15 protein-coding genes are annotated in these 15,162 nt (G+C 57.4%); 5 read left to right on the forward strand and 10 right to left on the reverse strand.

Annotated elements, in window-relative coordinates; genetic code table 11:
* Window positions 1-282: 282 nt before the first annotated feature.
* The 7 genes from dedD to pdxB form a co-directional block, all read right to left on the reverse strand.
* A complete protein-coding gene (gene dedD / locus KGP16_RS17900) occupies window positions 283-1,011 on the reverse strand; it encodes a cell division protein DedD (protein ID WP_223498131.1) in 729 nt (242 codons plus the stop codon).
* Window positions 1,012-2,277: a bifunctional tetrahydrofolate synthase/dihydrofolate synthase gene (gene folC / locus KGP16_RS17905; RefSeq protein ID WP_223500095.1), complete on the reverse strand. Its 1,266-nt coding sequence runs from the start codon at window positions 2,275-2,277 to the stop codon at window positions 1,012-1,014.
* Window positions 2,278-2,432: 155 nt separating this feature from the next.
* Window positions 2,433-3,341 carry an acetyl-CoA carboxylase, carboxyltransferase subunit beta gene (accD, locus tag KGP16_RS17910; RefSeq protein WP_021178576.1) on the reverse strand — a complete coding sequence of 303 codons (909 nt, stop codon included), beginning with the start codon at window positions 3,339-3,341 and terminating at the stop codon, window positions 2,433-2,435.
* 231 nt (window positions 3,342-3,572) lie between these two features.
* The gene (locus KGP16_RS17915) at window positions 3,573-4,235 is read right to left on the reverse strand and encodes a DedA family protein (RefSeq protein ID WP_024485601.1); all 663 of its coding nucleotides are present in this window, start codon (window positions 4,233-4,235) and stop codon (window positions 3,573-3,575) included.
* 80 nt (window positions 4,236-4,315) lie between these two features.
* On the reverse strand, window positions 4,316-5,137 hold the full coding sequence (gene truA / locus KGP16_RS17920; protein ID WP_223500096.1) for a tRNA pseudouridine(38-40) synthase TruA: 822 nt from the start codon (window positions 5,135-5,137) through the stop codon (window positions 4,316-4,318).
* On the reverse strand, window positions 5,137-6,147 hold the full coding sequence (locus tag KGP16_RS17925) for an aspartate-semialdehyde dehydrogenase (RefSeq protein ID WP_223500097.1): 1,011 nt from the start codon (window positions 6,145-6,147) through the stop codon (window positions 5,137-5,139). The genes truA and KGP16_RS17925 overlap by 1 nt, the downstream gene beginning before the upstream one ends.
* A gap of 103 nt (window positions 6,148-6,250) precedes the next feature.
* Entirely contained in the window at window positions 6,251-7,372 is a 1,122-nt protein-coding gene (pdxB, locus tag KGP16_RS17930) for a 4-phosphoerythronate dehydrogenase PdxB (RefSeq protein WP_223500098.1), read from the reverse strand.
* A gap of 214 nt (window positions 7,373-7,586) precedes the next feature.
* Here pdxB and KGP16_RS17935 point away from each other — a divergent pair, with 214 nt between their 5' ends.
* Window positions 7,587-8,168, forward strand: coding sequence for a common pilus major fimbrillin subunit EcpA (locus KGP16_RS17935; RefSeq protein ID WP_223500099.1), 582 nt, complete (start codon window positions 7,587-7,589; stop codon window positions 8,166-8,168).
* Window positions 8,169-8,184: 16 nt separating this feature from the next.
* Here the strand turns inward: KGP16_RS17935 and KGP16_RS17940 are convergent, their stop codons facing one another.
* Window positions 8,185-8,958, reverse strand: coding sequence for a helix-turn-helix domain-containing protein (locus KGP16_RS17940; RefSeq protein ID WP_223500100.1), 774 nt, complete (start codon window positions 8,956-8,958; stop codon window positions 8,185-8,187).
* A gap of 108 nt (window positions 8,959-9,066) precedes the next feature.
* Between KGP16_RS17940 and KGP16_RS17945 the strand changes: the two genes are divergently transcribed.
* The gene (locus KGP16_RS17945) at window positions 9,067-9,960 is read left to right on the forward strand and encodes a DMT family transporter (protein ID WP_223500101.1); all 894 of its coding nucleotides are present in this window, start codon (window positions 9,067-9,069) and stop codon (window positions 9,958-9,960) included.
* 33 nt (window positions 9,961-9,993) lie between these two features.
* Here KGP16_RS17945 and KGP16_RS17950 read toward each other — a convergent pair whose 3' ends face one another.
* Both KGP16_RS17950 and tctD read right to left on the reverse strand, forming a co-directional pair.
* Window positions 9,994-11,406, reverse strand: a complete 1,413-nt coding sequence (locus tag KGP16_RS17950; RefSeq protein WP_223500102.1) for a sensor histidine kinase — start codon at window positions 11,404-11,406, stop codon at window positions 9,994-9,996.
* The gene (tctD, locus tag KGP16_RS17955) at window positions 11,393-12,067 is read right to left on the reverse strand and encodes a transcriptional regulator TctD (RefSeq protein WP_223500104.1); all 675 of its coding nucleotides are present in this window, start codon (window positions 12,065-12,067) and stop codon (window positions 11,393-11,395) included. The genes KGP16_RS17950 and tctD overlap by 14 nt, the downstream gene beginning before the upstream one ends.
* A 123-nt stretch (window positions 12,068-12,190) precedes the next feature.
* Here tctD and KGP16_RS17960 point away from each other — a divergent pair, with 123 nt between their 5' ends.
* Genes KGP16_RS17960 through KGP16_RS17970 form a run of 3 tightly spaced genes read left to right on the forward strand, consistent with a single transcriptional unit; the run spans window position 12,191 to window position 15,149 of the window.
* Window positions 12,191-13,171 (forward strand): tripartite tricarboxylate transporter substrate binding protein, encoded by a 981-nt coding sequence (locus KGP16_RS17960; protein ID WP_021806034.1) that lies wholly within the window; start codon window positions 12,191-12,193, stop codon window positions 13,169-13,171.
* A gap of 14 nt (window positions 13,172-13,185) precedes the next feature.
* Window positions 13,186-13,617, forward strand: a complete 432-nt coding sequence (locus KGP16_RS17965) for a tripartite tricarboxylate transporter TctB family protein (protein ID WP_021806035.1) — start codon at window positions 13,186-13,188, stop codon at window positions 13,615-13,617.
* A gap of 11 nt (window positions 13,618-13,628) precedes the next feature.
* Window positions 13,629-15,149, forward strand: coding sequence for a tripartite tricarboxylate transporter permease (locus tag KGP16_RS17970; RefSeq protein ID WP_021178588.1), 1,521 nt, complete (start codon window positions 13,629-13,631; stop codon window positions 15,147-15,149).
* The last annotated feature ends 13 nt before the right edge of the window (window positions 15,150-15,162 follow it).

Genomic DNA, 15,162 nt, shown 5'->3' on the forward strand with positions numbered 1-15,162 from the left:
TCCAACTCCCCCGTACCTTCTCCCACAGAGAGACGGATCGTCCGAGTCGCGCTTAGCGGTTGTGACACAATTCCAACTCCCCCGTACCTTCTCCCACAGAGAGACGGATCGTCCGAGTCGCGCTTAGCGGTTGTGACACAATTCCAACTTACCCGAACCTTGGATTAAGTGAGCAAGAATATTAGAACCCCTCCCCCTCTACGCACAATGCTTGAGGGAACGCCCCCTCTCCCTGTGGGAGAGGGTCGGGGTGAGGGGCATACATATGACAGCCCCAATGTATCAACGTGCGCTATACGCCTTAACCTGCCCGCTCAGCCCACTGATCCCATTCAGCTCCGCCAGCGAAGCCTGCAGCTTCTGCTTCGAGGCATCAGGGCCAACGTAGATGCGGGTGATCTCACCCTGCACCGGCGTCGAAGGCACGGTATAAGCCCGGTGCCCAGACAGGCGCAGCGAAGCGACGATCTCATTGACCTTGGCAGCATTTTTCAACGCCCCCAACTGCACCACATAGGCCTGACCAACCGGTGCCTTTTCTTCAACCGCAGGTTTGGTTTCAGGCTTTGGCTCTGGTTTCACTTCCGGCTTTGGCTCTACCTTTGGCGGTGTTGGCACTGGCTTAGGTTTCACTTCCACCGGCTTCACCTCTACCGGTTTAGGTTTAGTTGGCTGAACCGGTTTGGTTTCGATGGGCGGCGGAGCAACAACCGCAGGCTGCTGCTGTTGAGTCGTTTGATTAGCCGCCTGCTGGGCGGAAGCCTCGGCGGCGGCCTGCTGCTGCTCAACCAAAGCGCCAGCCCCCTCCGGTGGAACCGAAGGTAGCGCCTGATTGGCCGGTGGGATCACGTCGATTTCATGAGCATCCCCCGGTTTGGGCACTAACGGGATCGCCGCAAACTCATCCTCATAATGCTTCTTTTTGCCGTCAAGCAGCCCCGGCAGGACAATCACCCCCAGGGCAACCAAAATCACGGTTCCAACCAGTCGATTCTGAAATTTACTTGCCACTCACACTCCCCGCCTCTCGTCTAACGCCGCCATCACGTGGGCAACAGTGTGGAAAGACCCACAGACGATCACAATATCCTGAATATCCGCGTCCTGCATAGCCTGACGCCAGGCAGTTTCGACATCGGCAAACTTGCGTGGTTCCGTTAAATACTGTGCCAGCAGCTCAACGCTGGCTCCGCGCGGGCCTTCCAGCGGCGCACAATACCACTCGTCCACCTGCTCGCTCAGGCAGGCCAGCGTACCGGCAATATCCTTGTCTGACAGCATCCCCACCACCGCGCGTACTACACCGCCATTGCGGGGAAGTTTCGCCAGTCGCCCAGCCAGATAGGCCGCAGCATGGGGGTTGTGGGCAACGTCCAGGATCAACTGCGGGTTCTGCTGCACGGTCTGAAAACGCCCTGGCAAAGCGGCCTGCTGTAGACCGGCAAAAATCGCCTTCTCGTCGATTTCCAGCGCTGAATAGTGCAGCGCAGCCAATGCCGTTGCCGCATTGGCCAAGGGGACGTTAGGCATGGGGAGATCGGTCAGGCGTGTGCCGCCCCCTTCCCATTGCCAGCGTTCGCCCTGTTCGCTGAACGACCAGGCTTCATCACGGCGGTACAGTTGAGCGCTGAGATCTTCCGCTACCTGCTGGATGCTATGTGGCATATCCGGCTCACCGACCACGGCAGGCTTGCCGCCACGGAATATCCCCGCCTTCTCGCGGCCGATGCTTTCACGATCGTGGCCTAGCCAGTCGGTGTGATCCAGCGCAATGCTGGTCACCACGGCGACGCTTGGCTCGACGATATTGGTCGCATCCAGACGCCCACCTAGCCCCACTTCCAGGATCACCACGTCAAGCTTAGCCTGTTTAAACAGCTGCAATGCCGAAAGGGTGCCAAATTCGAAATAGGTCAGCGAGGTTTCCCCCCTGCCAGCTTCAATCGCGGCAAAAGAGCGGCTGTGTTCAGCCTCACTCAGCTCTTCACCCTGTATGCGCACCCGTTCAGTATAACGCACCAGATGCGGTGAACTGTAAACCCCGACCCGCAGCCCGGCAGCCAGCAAAATGGCCTCTAACGTGCGGCAGGTGGTGCCTTTGCCGTTAGTACCGGCAACGGTAAATACCGTAGGAGCAGGAGTGAGAAGGTCAAGGTGCGCCGCAACGTGTTGCACACGCTCCAGGCCGAGTTCGATCGCCTGGCTATGCAGACGTTCCAGATAGTAAAGCCACGAGCTCAATGGCGACGTGGCTTGGGGAATTTGGTGGTTTTGCATGAGTCCCATCACTGACTTTGGGTTCATAAATCCGTAAGACGCATCGCCCTGACGACGTCAAAAGCGATGCTCTTCGTTTCCCGCCGCTACTTAGCCACAAAATGGCGGCGGAACCCGGCGCAGGCTTGCACCTATATCGGGTCTTTGTCTGCTCCTCAGGCGTCGGCCTGATTTTCCTGAGCGATGACCGGCGCCGCCTCATCGAAATGCGGCTGCGGCTGGTTAGTCAGCTTGGAAAGAATGCTGGCCAGGGTCTGACGCATCACCGGACGGCGCACGATCATGTCGATGGCACCCTTTTCAATCAGGAACTCACTGCGCTGGAAGCCCGGCGGCAGTTTTTCACGTACGGTTTGTTCGATAACCCGTGGCCCGGCAAAGCCGATCAGCGCTTTTGGCTCGGCAATGTTGATATCGCCCAGCATCGCCAGGCTGGCGGATACGCCCCCCATGGTTGGATCGGTCAGTACCGAAATATACGGCAGGCCACGCTCTTGCAGCTTGGCCAACGCGGCGCTGGTTTTCGCCATCTGCATCAGCGACATCAGCGCTTCCTGCATACGCGCACCGCCACTGGCAGAGAAGCACACCAGCGGGCAGTTATCTTCCAACGCCTGCTCAACCGCACGCACAAAGCGCGCACCGACCACGGAAGACATCGAACCACCGATAAAGGCGAATTCGAAGGAGGCCGCGACGATCGGCATGCCATACAGCGTGCCCTTCATCACCACCAGCGCGTCTTTCTCGCCGGTTGCTTTCTGTGCGGCAACCAGACGATCTTTGTACTTTTTGGAATCCTTGAACTTCAGAACGTCTTTCGGCTCCAGTTCGCTGCCCAGTTCCACTTCACTGCCTTCATCCAGCAAGGTATGCAGACGCATACGGGCTGACATGCGCATGTGGTGGTCGCACTTGGGGCAGACCTCAAGGTTACGCTCCAGTTCGGCACGGTAAAGGACCTGACCACAGCTATCGCATTTGGTCCAGACCCCTTCAGGAATGCTCACCTTACGGGTTTGCGTAACATTGCTTTTGTTGAGAATTCGTTCAATCCAGCTCATCGATGACCTTTCTGTTTGAACCTGGCAGACCCTAGTCCGCTGTTCATGCCTTAACAATCCTCCCGGAACACACCCAATGCAAAAATGCCGAGCTCAGCGCAACAGGTGCGCTACCAAGGCATTGGCTTCAGGGTCGTTCGCGGGAACAGACCATAAATGTCGCTCATTAAACCATATCGGCCCGATTGTGTGGACAAAAAACTGGTCGAACCGACGGGTTAAGCGGTGTTTTTACTGTTTTTGTTGGCGGGCAGCCGCGCGTTTATGGCGCCAGATTTCAATAATGCCCGGCAGAATTGAAACCAGGATGATGCCAACAATCAACAACTTCAAGTTTTCCTGCACGATCGGCAAGTCGCCAAACAGGTAGCCAGCATAAGTGAACAGCAGCACCCAAAGTAGCGCACCAATCACGTTATAGGCAGCAAAGTGGCGATAGGACATATGTCCCATGCCGGCCACGAACGGCGCAAAGGTGCGCACGATCGGCACAAATCGCGCCAGAATAATGGTTTTTCCGCCGTGTTTTTCGTAGAACTGGTGGGTTTTGTCCAGATAGCTACGACGGAAAATTTTCGAGTTCGGGTTGCTGAACAGCTTTTCGCCGAACAGCCGACCAATAGTGTAGTTGACGGCATCGCCAATCACCGCTGCAATCACCATCAATGCCACCATGGTATGCACGTTGAGATCGTTCGAAGGTAACGCGGCCAGCGCACCAGCGACAAACAGCAGAGAATCCCCCGGCAGGAACGGCGTAACCACCAGCCCGGTTTCACAAAACAGGATCAGGAACAGAATACCGTAAACCCACATACCGTATTGCGCGACCAGTTCTGCCAGGTGCACATCAATATGCAAAATAAAATCAATCAGAAACTTGATGATGTCCATAAACTCTCTCAATTGACCAGGTGTCTCTCTCACCCGGCGTTGGCACCAGTAAATAACGTATTAATCTGCCAGCCTGCCAGTTAATCGTCGGCTAAAAACAGCGGCCCCATCGGCGGCCGGGGTAAGGCAAACGACTCGGGATAATCAACCGCAACCAGGTACAGTCCTTCGGCTCGTGCGGTAGCGGCCGCCAGGCTGCGATCTTTGAGCGCCAACAGTTCGCCCATCCAGTTCTCACCCTGATTGCCACAGCCAATCTCCATCAGGCTGCCAACAATGTTGCGCACCATATGATGGACAAAGGCGTTGGCCTTTATATCTACCACGATATATTCGCCATAGCGCGAAACCTTAACGTGTTTTACGTTTCGCCACGGCGTGCGTGACTGGCATTGCACCGCCCGGAAGGAGGTAAAATCGTTTTCCCCCAGCAGGGCCTGTGCGGCACGATGCATGCGATCGGCGTCCAGCGGATGATAAAAGTGCGTCACCCCCTGCTGCAAGACCGCCGGGCGATAGCGGTGATTATAAATAATGTAGCGATAACGCCGCGCGGTGGCGCTGAAGCGAGCATGAAAATCGCTGCTGACCTCTTTCACCCAGCGTACCGCGATATCCGGTGGCAAATGGCTGTTCACCCCCATCGTCCAGGCGGCGTCTTTGCGCTGTGCGGCGGTTTCGAAATGCACCACCTGCCCGGTGGCATGCACTCCGGCATCGGTTCGCCCGGCGCAGAATACGCCGATCGGCGCATCCGCCACCTTGCTTAACGCTTTTTCCAGGCATGCCTGGACGCTGGTAACCTCTTGCTGACGCTGCCAGCCGTAATAACGGCTGCCGTCATACTCAATCCCCAGCGCAATTTTCAGCATTGGTTGGGTTGGCAACTCCACCTCGGACATCAGTACATCTGCTCCTGCAACAGCCGTTCAGCGGTTTCGATCGCCATCAACGCGCCGCCAAAGCGCACGTTATCGGCCACCGACCAGAACTGCAGCATCTCGGGGATACCATAATCATTGCGCAGACAGCCAATACTCAGCATATCGCTGCCGGAAGCTTCGGTAACCTGGGTTGGATAATCGTCCTCTTCGCTCAGTTGGATATCTTCAGCTTGCTCCAGCTCGTGGCGAGCTTCTTCTGCCGCGATTGGGCGCAGCGCTTCCAGATGCACCACTTGTGCGTGGCCGTAGAACACCGGCGACTGAACGCAGCTCACCGAAATCGGCAGCCCTTCATCCTGCAACACTTTACGCACCTGATCGACGATCAGACGCTCTTCACGCACGCTGCCCTGCTCATCGGTCATCAATGGCAGCAGGTTAAACGCCAACTGCTTGGCGAACACGCCCGGCTCTGCGGGGATGCCGTTCAGCAGACGCGCACTCTGGCCTGCCAGATCGTCCACCGCGACCTTGCCGCGTGCCGAAACCGACATCAGCGTGGTGACGTGCAAGCGGGAAAGCCCGGCCTGTTCGGTCAGCGGCTTAATCGCCGTCAACAGCTGGCTCACCATGCTGTCGGCCACTGCCACGATATTGCGGTTGCGATAATCCGCCAGCACCTGCGGGTTAACACCTGGCACCACTAACGGCACGTCCGGCTCAAGTGCAAAATGGCCGCTGGTGTCGATCACCAGGCAGCCCATGTTGCCCGCATCATCGGCGTAACAGGCAGCGGCTTCGCTACCGGCAACAAAGAACGCCAGCTGCGCCTGCGACCAGTCGAATTCTTCTACATTTTCTACCAGCAAGGATTTGCCGTTGAAACGCACCGTAGCGCCAGCACTGCGCTCGCTGGCTAAAGGAAAGAGTTCACCCACCGGGAACTGGCGTTCCTGTAGCAATTCCAGCAACGCTTCACCTACTGCGCCAGTGGCACCGAGCACAGCGATATTCCAGCCGTCAGACATTGGGTTTCTCCAGAGTATTTGATTCAAATGCAAACGGGCGATGCACTCACCGCCCGATAAACTTTACCGCCAATTGCCTTAAGGCAACCTTATGCTCGCCCTGTTACAGGACGCCGAAGCCCAGTTTGTGCAGCAGTTCCGCACTGGCGCTGTCATCGCACTGCACCCGCAGTGAAGACCACTCCCGGCGTTCCTGATAATGCTTGCGCAGGCGATCGAACTCACCCGGCAGCCCGGCAACTTGCCGCAGCGGCGCATCATCGCGGCGCACATCATACACCAAGTGCATCAATCGTTTTAACTTGCCTTCGTCCAGCGGCCCATTGAGGCGGATTTCGCTGAACTCTGGCACCGGCAGCAGAGAGGCCAGCTCGATAGCTTGCGGCTGCCCCAGATGCTGGGCAAAGGCTTCAAACACCTGCGTGGTGCCGCGCGCCTTGCCTTCCAGCGTGTAACCGGCGATATGGGCGGTGCCGATATCCACCCGATCCAGCAACGGCACGCTGAGATCCGGCTCCGGCTCCCACACGTCCAGTACCGTACTCAATCGCTTACCCCGCTCCAATACGTTAAGCAACGCGGCGTTATGTACCACGGCACCCCGGCAGGCGTTGATCAGAATGCGATCGTCGGGCAAAGCATCCAGCAGATCCGCGTTGGCCAGATGCAACGATTTATACGGGCCAGTCTTGTTCAACGGGGTATGGAACGTCAGCACGTCGGCCTCTGCCACCAGCTTTTCCAACGGCCAGAATTCGCCGCTGTCCCCACGATCGGCGCGTGGTGGATCGCACAGCAGCGTACGCACGCCCATGGCTTTCAGGCGAGCATCCAGCCGGGAGCCAACATTGCCGACACCCACTATCCCAACGGTTTTATCACGCAAAGAGAAGCCATCGCGCTCCGCCAACAGCATTAATGACGAAAGCACATACTCCACCACCGCAATGGCATTACAGCCAGGGGCAGCCGAGAAACCAATCCCCGCCTGTTGCAACCACGCCTCGTCCGCATGGTCGGTACCTGCCGTAGCGGTGCCAACAAAACCGATCTTGGTGCCAGCCAACAGCTCCTGATTCACTTTGGTCACCGAGCGCACCATCAAGGCGTCGGCTTCGGCCAGCGCATCGGTTGGGATCGGGCGGCCAGGCACGGCCTGTACTTCCCCCAAGCGGCTAAATAGATCCACCGCATAGGGCATATTTTCATCAATCAGTATCTTCACGTCACTCTCCGACGGGTATAGGTAAGCAGTAACTACAAAATAGTGTGCCACCGAATGGCTCGGAAACCCAAGCTTGTTATGCCCGGTGAAATAACGATGTTTTTCTTCTAAGCTTTATTGAGTTCTTTCCGATAATTATCACGCAAGGAGGCGAACCTTCACGTTAGCGACCGGCTAACGGGCAGAAACAAATCGAAAATCAAGGGCGTTAACCATGAAAAAAGCGACACTTGTTCTGGCGATCGTTGCAACACTCACAGCCGTTGGTAGCGCTCAGGCTGAAAACGTGACTACACAAGCATTAGCCACCTGGCCTGCGATAGCGGTGAAAGACTCCTCCAGTCAATTGGTCGTTACCCCCATTGGCAACCTGTATTTCCAATATGCTGAAGGCGTAAAGCGCTTCAATAGCCAGCAAGGCGTGTTCGACGTAGCTCTCCAAGGCGAAGGCACAGCGATTAAACTGACCGCCAAACTGGTTTCCAATACCCTGACTCAATTAGGCACCTCCGGTTCTACCCTGGAAGTGGGGGTTAAACACCACGGCGCTGCGATAACAAAAACCGCTCAAACCACCCTGATTGATACTTCGGCCGGTATATCAGGCGGTAACCTGAGCAAACTTGCCAACGCTGACAAGCAGCCTGGCCGCCAGAGTGCGCAAGACCACTTCGATTTCACTATCATCGGTGCGACGGCTGATGGCACGACCCCGGTGACCGACTTCAGCACCTTGCCGGCAGGCACCTGGAGTGGTGATGTGAACGTTCGGTTCGACGTAACCTGGGCCAGTTGATGTCGTGTTGGGATTGTCATGCCCGGCGCAAACGTTCTGGCGTGGTACCGGCGATCTGCTGGAACATCACAATAAACGCGGAAGCCGAGCTGTAGCCAACATCGAGTGCGACATCCTGCACGGTTTTCCCCTGTTCGAGCAGCGAAAGCGCATGTAAAAAGCGCAGGCGCTGCCGCCACTCGCTAAACGACATGCCCAGTTCCTGCTGGCAACGGCGTGAAAGCGTCCGCTCAGTGGTATACACCTTGCTGGCCCATACCGCCAATGAGGTGTTATCCGCCGGGCAACGTTCCAATGCCTGTAACACTGGCCCCAAAAACTTGTCTTGCGAGGTCGGCAGATAGGTCTGTTGCACCGGGGAAATCCGCAGTTGGTCGATCAGCACCCGGCAAAGGCGCAGATCCTCTTCACTCGTGGGCTCCAGCATTTTTCGCCCCAGGCAATCTTCAACAATGGCGCTGAACACCGGCGAGACGTTGATCAAACAGGCCTCTTCTGGCAACCCGACGCATAAGGATTTGGCGATATTGATGGTGCGGAACAGCACCGGTTTGCGGTTATGGCTGGAATGCTCCATGCCCGGCGGCAACCAGACGGCGAACTCCGGCGGAGCCAAAAAACGCTGCCCGGCAATATTCAGCGCGATCACCCCGGTTTTGACGCAAATCAGCTGCCCCCAGTCGTGGCTGTGCGGCAGATATTCGGTATCCGCATTGGTTTCTTCGCAGCGGAAAAACAGCGTGCGCGGAGCAGCGACGTCTGCGGTGGGATAATTACGGGTTTCGGCCATGGTGAAGTTGTCTTGATTTCGCGAAATGCTGTCTGATTTTGACTATATATAATAAACCGGACACGGGTAGACTAGCCAGCATGTTATTCGTTGTTGAGAATTATTATCATGAACGTGCTCTTTCCCCTGCTGGCGGTGCTGATCTGGTCGATTAACGCCGTAGTCAGTAAAGTATCGGCAACCGCCATCGATCCGGCGGCCATTTCCTTCTATCGTTGGGCATTGGCGCTGATCGTACTCACCCCTTTCGTGCTGCCGGGAGCGCTCCGCAATTGGCCAGCCATTCGCGCCAACTGGTGGAAGCTGATGATCCTCGGCCTGCTGGGGATGGTGCTGTATCAAAGCCTGGCCTATTACGCCGCGCATAGCGTCAGCGCGCTGTTTATGGGCATCCTCAACTCGCTGATCCCGCTGCTGACGGTATTAACCGGTATATTCGTCCTGCGCGTTGCCCCCACCGTGGGTATCGCACTGGGTAGTATCCTGTCGCTGGGTGGGCTGGTGTGGCTGGTTAGCGCGGGGCAACCCGGGCTGCTGCTGCAACACGGCATTGGCAAAGGTGAACTGATGATGTTCGCCGCTTCGGCCTCCTACGCCCTGTACGGCGTGTTGACCAAACGCTGGGCGATCCCGTTGCCCAACTGGCAGTCTCTGTATGTGCAGATCGTGTTTGGCGTGGTACTGCTGCTGCCGAACTTCCTGATGGCGCATGACGTGCAGCTTACCAGCCAGAACATCCCGCTAGTGCTGTTTGCCGGTATCCCTGCGTCGATTGCCGCGCCGTTCCTGTGGATCCAGGGGGTGATGCGCCTGGGAGCCAACAAGGCGTCGATCTTTATGAACCTGGCACCGGTGTTCACCGCGATAATTGCGGTCCTGTTCCTGCATGAACAGTTGCATAGCTACCATCTGATTGGTGGCGGTGTCGCCCTGCTGGGGGTGATCCTGTCACAGCGCCTGCGCACGCCGTTAGGGCGTAGAAAAACCACCGTTACACCATAAGGTTCGGGGGGAGATGCGCCCCCTTACCCTCTATCACCCCAACAGCCTAAAGCGTATCCGCACCAACAGGCCTCCTAGCGCGTCAGAGCTCAGCAGTTCCGGACGGGTACCGTGATAAGCGGTAATATCTTTGACCAATGCCAGCCCCAGCCCCGCACCAGGCTGATCACCCACATTATCCAGCCGTCGAAACGGTTGCAGCGCAGCGACCGTCTGATCCTGAGCAATGCCTGGCCCGCTGTCTTCTATCTCTAACAGTCCCTGCCCATCCACCATCAATAAACGGGCGGTCACGACCCCCTTGGCTGGCGTGTATTTCAGCGCGTTATCCAACAGGTTGGCGCAAAGCTCCGCCAACAGCAACGCCTCACCGGCCACCCAACAAACTCCCACCCCTTCGTAACCAAGATCGATCCGCTTGCTGCGAGCCTGCGGCAGGCGCGAAAAACAGGCGTCGCGTAACACCTGCGCCAGATTAACCGGCTGCAACTTACGCTCGGCCTGATGCTCGTGCGCCTTCAGCCGTGAGAGGTATAGCAGGCGATCGGTCAACGCGACGGTACTGTCCAGGGTGGCGCTCATCCCTTCCAGACTCTCACGCCATTGCTCGGGCCGTTCGCTGGCCAATGCCACCCCCACCTGGGTTTTCAAAACCGTGAGCGGCGTACGTAGCTGGTGGGAAGCATCGGCACTAAAGCGTTCCTGACGCGCCACCATCAACCGCAGCCGCTCAATATAGCGGTTGAATGCCAGCAGCAGCGGCTGCATTTCCGACCAGGGCAGCACCATCGGCAAAGGCGTCAGCTCCCCCGGATCGCGCCGCAGCATCATGCTGGACAGCTTGCGCAACGGTTGCAGCAGCTTTTTCAGCAGGATGTAAGCCAGAGTGAGCGTCAATACCACCACTGTCCCCTGGCTGAGCAGCGCCGCCAGCAGCATCTGCCGCGCCAGATAGCGCCGCGACTCTAACGTCTCCGCCACCAGAATGGTCGCCATCCCCATCACCCCACCCTCATTCACCGGCTGGAACAGTGCCGCCACGCGGATTGGCTGCCCGCGATAGTGCGCATCGTAAAAATGCACCAGGGCCGGATAGAGGTTGGAACGAGGAATATAGGGCGGCATCTTGGGCAAATCGTTATAGCCCGAAATACTCTGCCCCTCAGGTGAAATAACCTGATAGTACAGCCGGTCGTTCATATTGCGCTCGAAGCTGTCCAGCACCACATAAGGCACATCCACCTCCAGGCGCTGATTGCGCACTACCAGCCGCTCCGCCACCGTGCGGGCCGACGCCAATAAGGTGCGATCGTAGGCCATCGTCGCCGCACTCATCGCGCTGAAATAGTGGGTGTAGATTGAGATCCCACCCAATACCAGCAGCGGCAAACCAAAGAACAGCAGCAACTGATAGAACAACGAACGCGGTGCTTTAAACCACCTCATCGCACAGCTCCAGGCTGTAGCCCAAGCCCCGCAACGTCACGATCGCCACGTTGCTCCCCTGGAGTTTCTTACGCACGCGATGGACGTAAAGTTCGATGCTTTCGGGGTTAGCCTCGTCAGAGAGGGTAAACACCTGCTCAAACAGTTGCTGCTTGGCGACCGGACGGCCACGGCGATGCATCAAGGTGGTCAACACCGCCAGCTCACGGGGAGTTAACGACAGGGGTTTTTCTGCCAGCAAGAAGTAGCCCTCGTCGTGATAGGTCAGCAAACCGTATTGCAATGCCTGTTGCGTCACGCCGACGCTGCGGCGCAGCAACGCCCGGATGCGTGCCTCCAATTCATCAAGTTCAAAGGGCTTGGTCAGGTAATCGTCAGCCCCAAGGTTCAGCCCTTTAACCCGATCGGCCACCTCGCTACGGGCCGTCAATAGCAATACTGGCAGAGTCTGCCCACGCTTACGCAGCCGCGCCAACAGTTCGAGGCCGTTGAGCCGGGGCAGTGCGACATCCAGCACCACCAGCGCATAGCTTTCGTGTAGCAACAAATGGTCTGCCGCCACGCCGTCTATCGCCACATCCACTGCAAACCCAAGGCCGCTGAGGGCTTTCTGCAACCAATGAGCCAGCTCGGGGTGGTCTTCCACTAACAAGAGACGCATATCACATCCTGTAAACTTTCCCGGTCACTGAAAGGTAAATGAAAGGTTTCTGTTTTAACAATTTAGCAACCCCGTGTCAGCGGGGATTCTCACAAACTGAAACAAAACCGATGGGGAAACGTCATGAAAACAATAATTACCCGTACGCTTACCGCCACTGTTCTGCTGTTCGCCGCCAACCAGGCATTCGCCGTGGAAGCGCCAAAACGCACCGAATGTATCGCCCCAGCCAAACCCGGCGGAGGCTTCGATCTCACCTGCAAACTGATCCAGGTCTCCTTGCAAGAAACCAAGGCCATCGATAAGCCGATGCGCGTCACCTATATGCCCGGCGGCGTGGGGGCGGTGGCCTATAACGCCATCGTTGCCCAGCGGCCAGCCGAATTTGGCACCGTGGTGGCGTTCTCTGGCGGTTCCCTGCTGAACCTCTCACAAGGCAAGTTTGGCCGCTACAACGTGGATGATGTGAAGTGGCTGGCGGCAGTGGGCACCGATTACGGCATGATCGCCGTACGCGCCGACTCGCCTTACAAGACGCTGAAAGACTTGATGACAGCCTTCCAGAAAGACCCGAACAGCGTGGTATTTGGTGCTGGAGCCTCCATTGGCAGCCAGGATTGGATGAAAACTGCCCTGCTGGCCCGTGAAGTTGGCGTAGATCCCCACAAGATGCGCTATGTGGCGTTTGAAGGGGGCGGCGAGCCGGTGACCGCGCTGCTGGGTAATCACATTCAGGCAGTATCCGGCGATCTGAGCGAGATGGTGCCTTACCTGAAGGGCGATAAGCTGCGTGTGCTGGCGGTATATGCCGAAGAACGCCTGCCAGGCGAGCTGGCAAACGTCCCTACCGCCAAGGAGCAGGGGTTCAATCTGGTGTGGCCGATCATCCGCGGTTTCTACCTTGGCCCAAAGGTCAGCGAGGCCGAGTATCAATGGTGGATCGACACCTTCAAAACCATGACGGCAACCGAGGAGTTCAAACAACAGCGCGATCTACGCGGCCTGTTTGAATTCAACCTGACCGGGAAGGAGCTGGATACCTACGTGAAAAACCAGGTTAACCAGTACCGCGAGCAGGCTAAAGCGTTCGGGCTGGCCAAATAACCTAGGGGATTGACATGAGCGATCGTATTTTTGCTGCTCTGTGGCTGCTGCTCTGCGGCGGCGGCCTGTTTATCGGTTGGGGCATCCAGAGCGAATACAGCTATGAACCTTTAGGACCACGCCCCTTTCCTTTGGCCATCCTGAGCCTGATGGCCCTGTGTGCCGCATTGCTGCTGTTGCGTCGGCCACAGCTAGTCGAGTGGCCACATAAAAACGTGCTGCAACGCCTGCTGGTGCTAGTGATCACGCTGGTGCTGTACGCCTGGGGATTCGAGTGGCTCGGTTTCCCACTGGCAACGACTCTGCTGACTTTCAGCATTGGCCTGCTGTTCCAGGCCAGTATCAAAGCCGCCTTGATTTCAGGCGTCATAATGGGCGTTTCTCTGTTCTACGCCTTTGATTATTTACTGGATGTCACACTGCCACTCGGCGTTTGGCTGAGCTAACGGGAGCGATAATGGAAACCTGGATGTATTTATCACAAGGGTTCGAAGTGGCGCTACTGCCCCAGAACCTGATGATCGCCCTGATCGGCTGCTTCGTTGGCACTATCGTCGGGCTGCTGCCGGGCCTTGGCCCGATCAACGGCGTGGCGATCCTCTTACCGCTGGCTTTCGCCTTGAAGCTACCCGCCGAGTCGGCCCTGATCCTGCTGGCCACGGTGTATATCGGCTGTGAATACGGTGGGCGGATCTCTTCGATCCTGCTCAACGTCCCGGGGGATGCCGCCGCAATCATGACCGCGCTGGATGGCTACCCGATGGCCCAACAAGGCCGTGCAGGAGTTGCCCTGTCGATCTCCGCCGTCAGCTCTTTCACCGGCTCGCTGGTCGCCATTATCGGCATTATTCTGTTCGCCCCGATGCTGGCCCGCTGGTCGCTGGCGTTTGGCCCGGCGGAATACTTTGCCCTGATGGTCTTTGCCATTGCCTGCCTTGGCAGCATGATGAGCCAGAACCCGTTGAAATCCCTGCTGGCGGCCCTGATTGGTCTGGGGCTGGCCACGGTGGGGGTGGACGCCAATACCGGCGTGTATCGCTTCACCTTCGACAGCGTACACCTCTCCGACGGCATTCAGTTTATTGTGGTGGTGATCGGGTTGTTCTCGGTCAGCGAGATCTTGCTGATGCTGGAAAGCACCAGCACGGGCCAGAAGCTGATCCGTAAAACCGGCCGCATGCTGTTTAACCGTAAAGAGGCCGCCGAGTGCGTTGGCCCGACCCTGCGATCCTCCTTTGTCGGTTTCTTCGTCGGTATTCTGCCCGGTGCCGGGGCGACTATTGCCAGTGCGCTCACCTATATGACCGAGAAGCGCATCAGCGGCAACAGTGAATCGTTCGGTAAAGGGGATATTCGTGGCGTCGCCGCACCGGAGGCCGCCAATAACGCTTCCGCCTGCGGTTCATTTATCCCGATGCTGACCCTGGGCGTACCGGGTTCAGGCACTACGGCGGTGATGATGGGAGCATTGACGCTGTATAACATCACCCCTGGCCCGGCAATGTTCACCGAACAGCCGGATATCGTTTGGGGGCTGATCGCCGCGCTGCTGATCGCTAACGTGATGTTGTTGATCATGAACATCCCGTTAATTGGGCTGTTCACCCGTATGCTGACCGTGCCGCTGTGGTTCCTGGTACCGGCGATCGCCGCCGTTTCCGCCGTTGGGGTCTATGCGGTACACAGCACGACCTTCGATTTGCTGCTGATGGTGGGGCTAGGCGTGTTTGGCTACATCCTGCGCAAAATGCACTTCCCGATGTCGCCGCTGATCCTGGGGTTTGTGTTGGGAGAAATGCTGGAGCAAAACCTGCGCCGGGCGTTGTCTATCAGCAATGGGAACTTTGATATTCTGTGGAGCAGTACCATTGCCCAATGCCTGTTGGTGCTGGCCGTCGCCGTGTTGGTGTTACCACCGCTGCTGCGCAAACTCCGCAAGCACCGTCGTATCAGCGGGGAAGCGACGGAAGTTGAGTAATGCAAAAAGGGCG

Origin of the sequence: Serratia sp. JSRIV006 (genome assembly GCF_019968685.1) — a bacterium.
GTDB lineage: Bacteria > Pseudomonadota > Gammaproteobacteria > Enterobacterales > Enterobacteriaceae > Chania > Chania fonticola_B.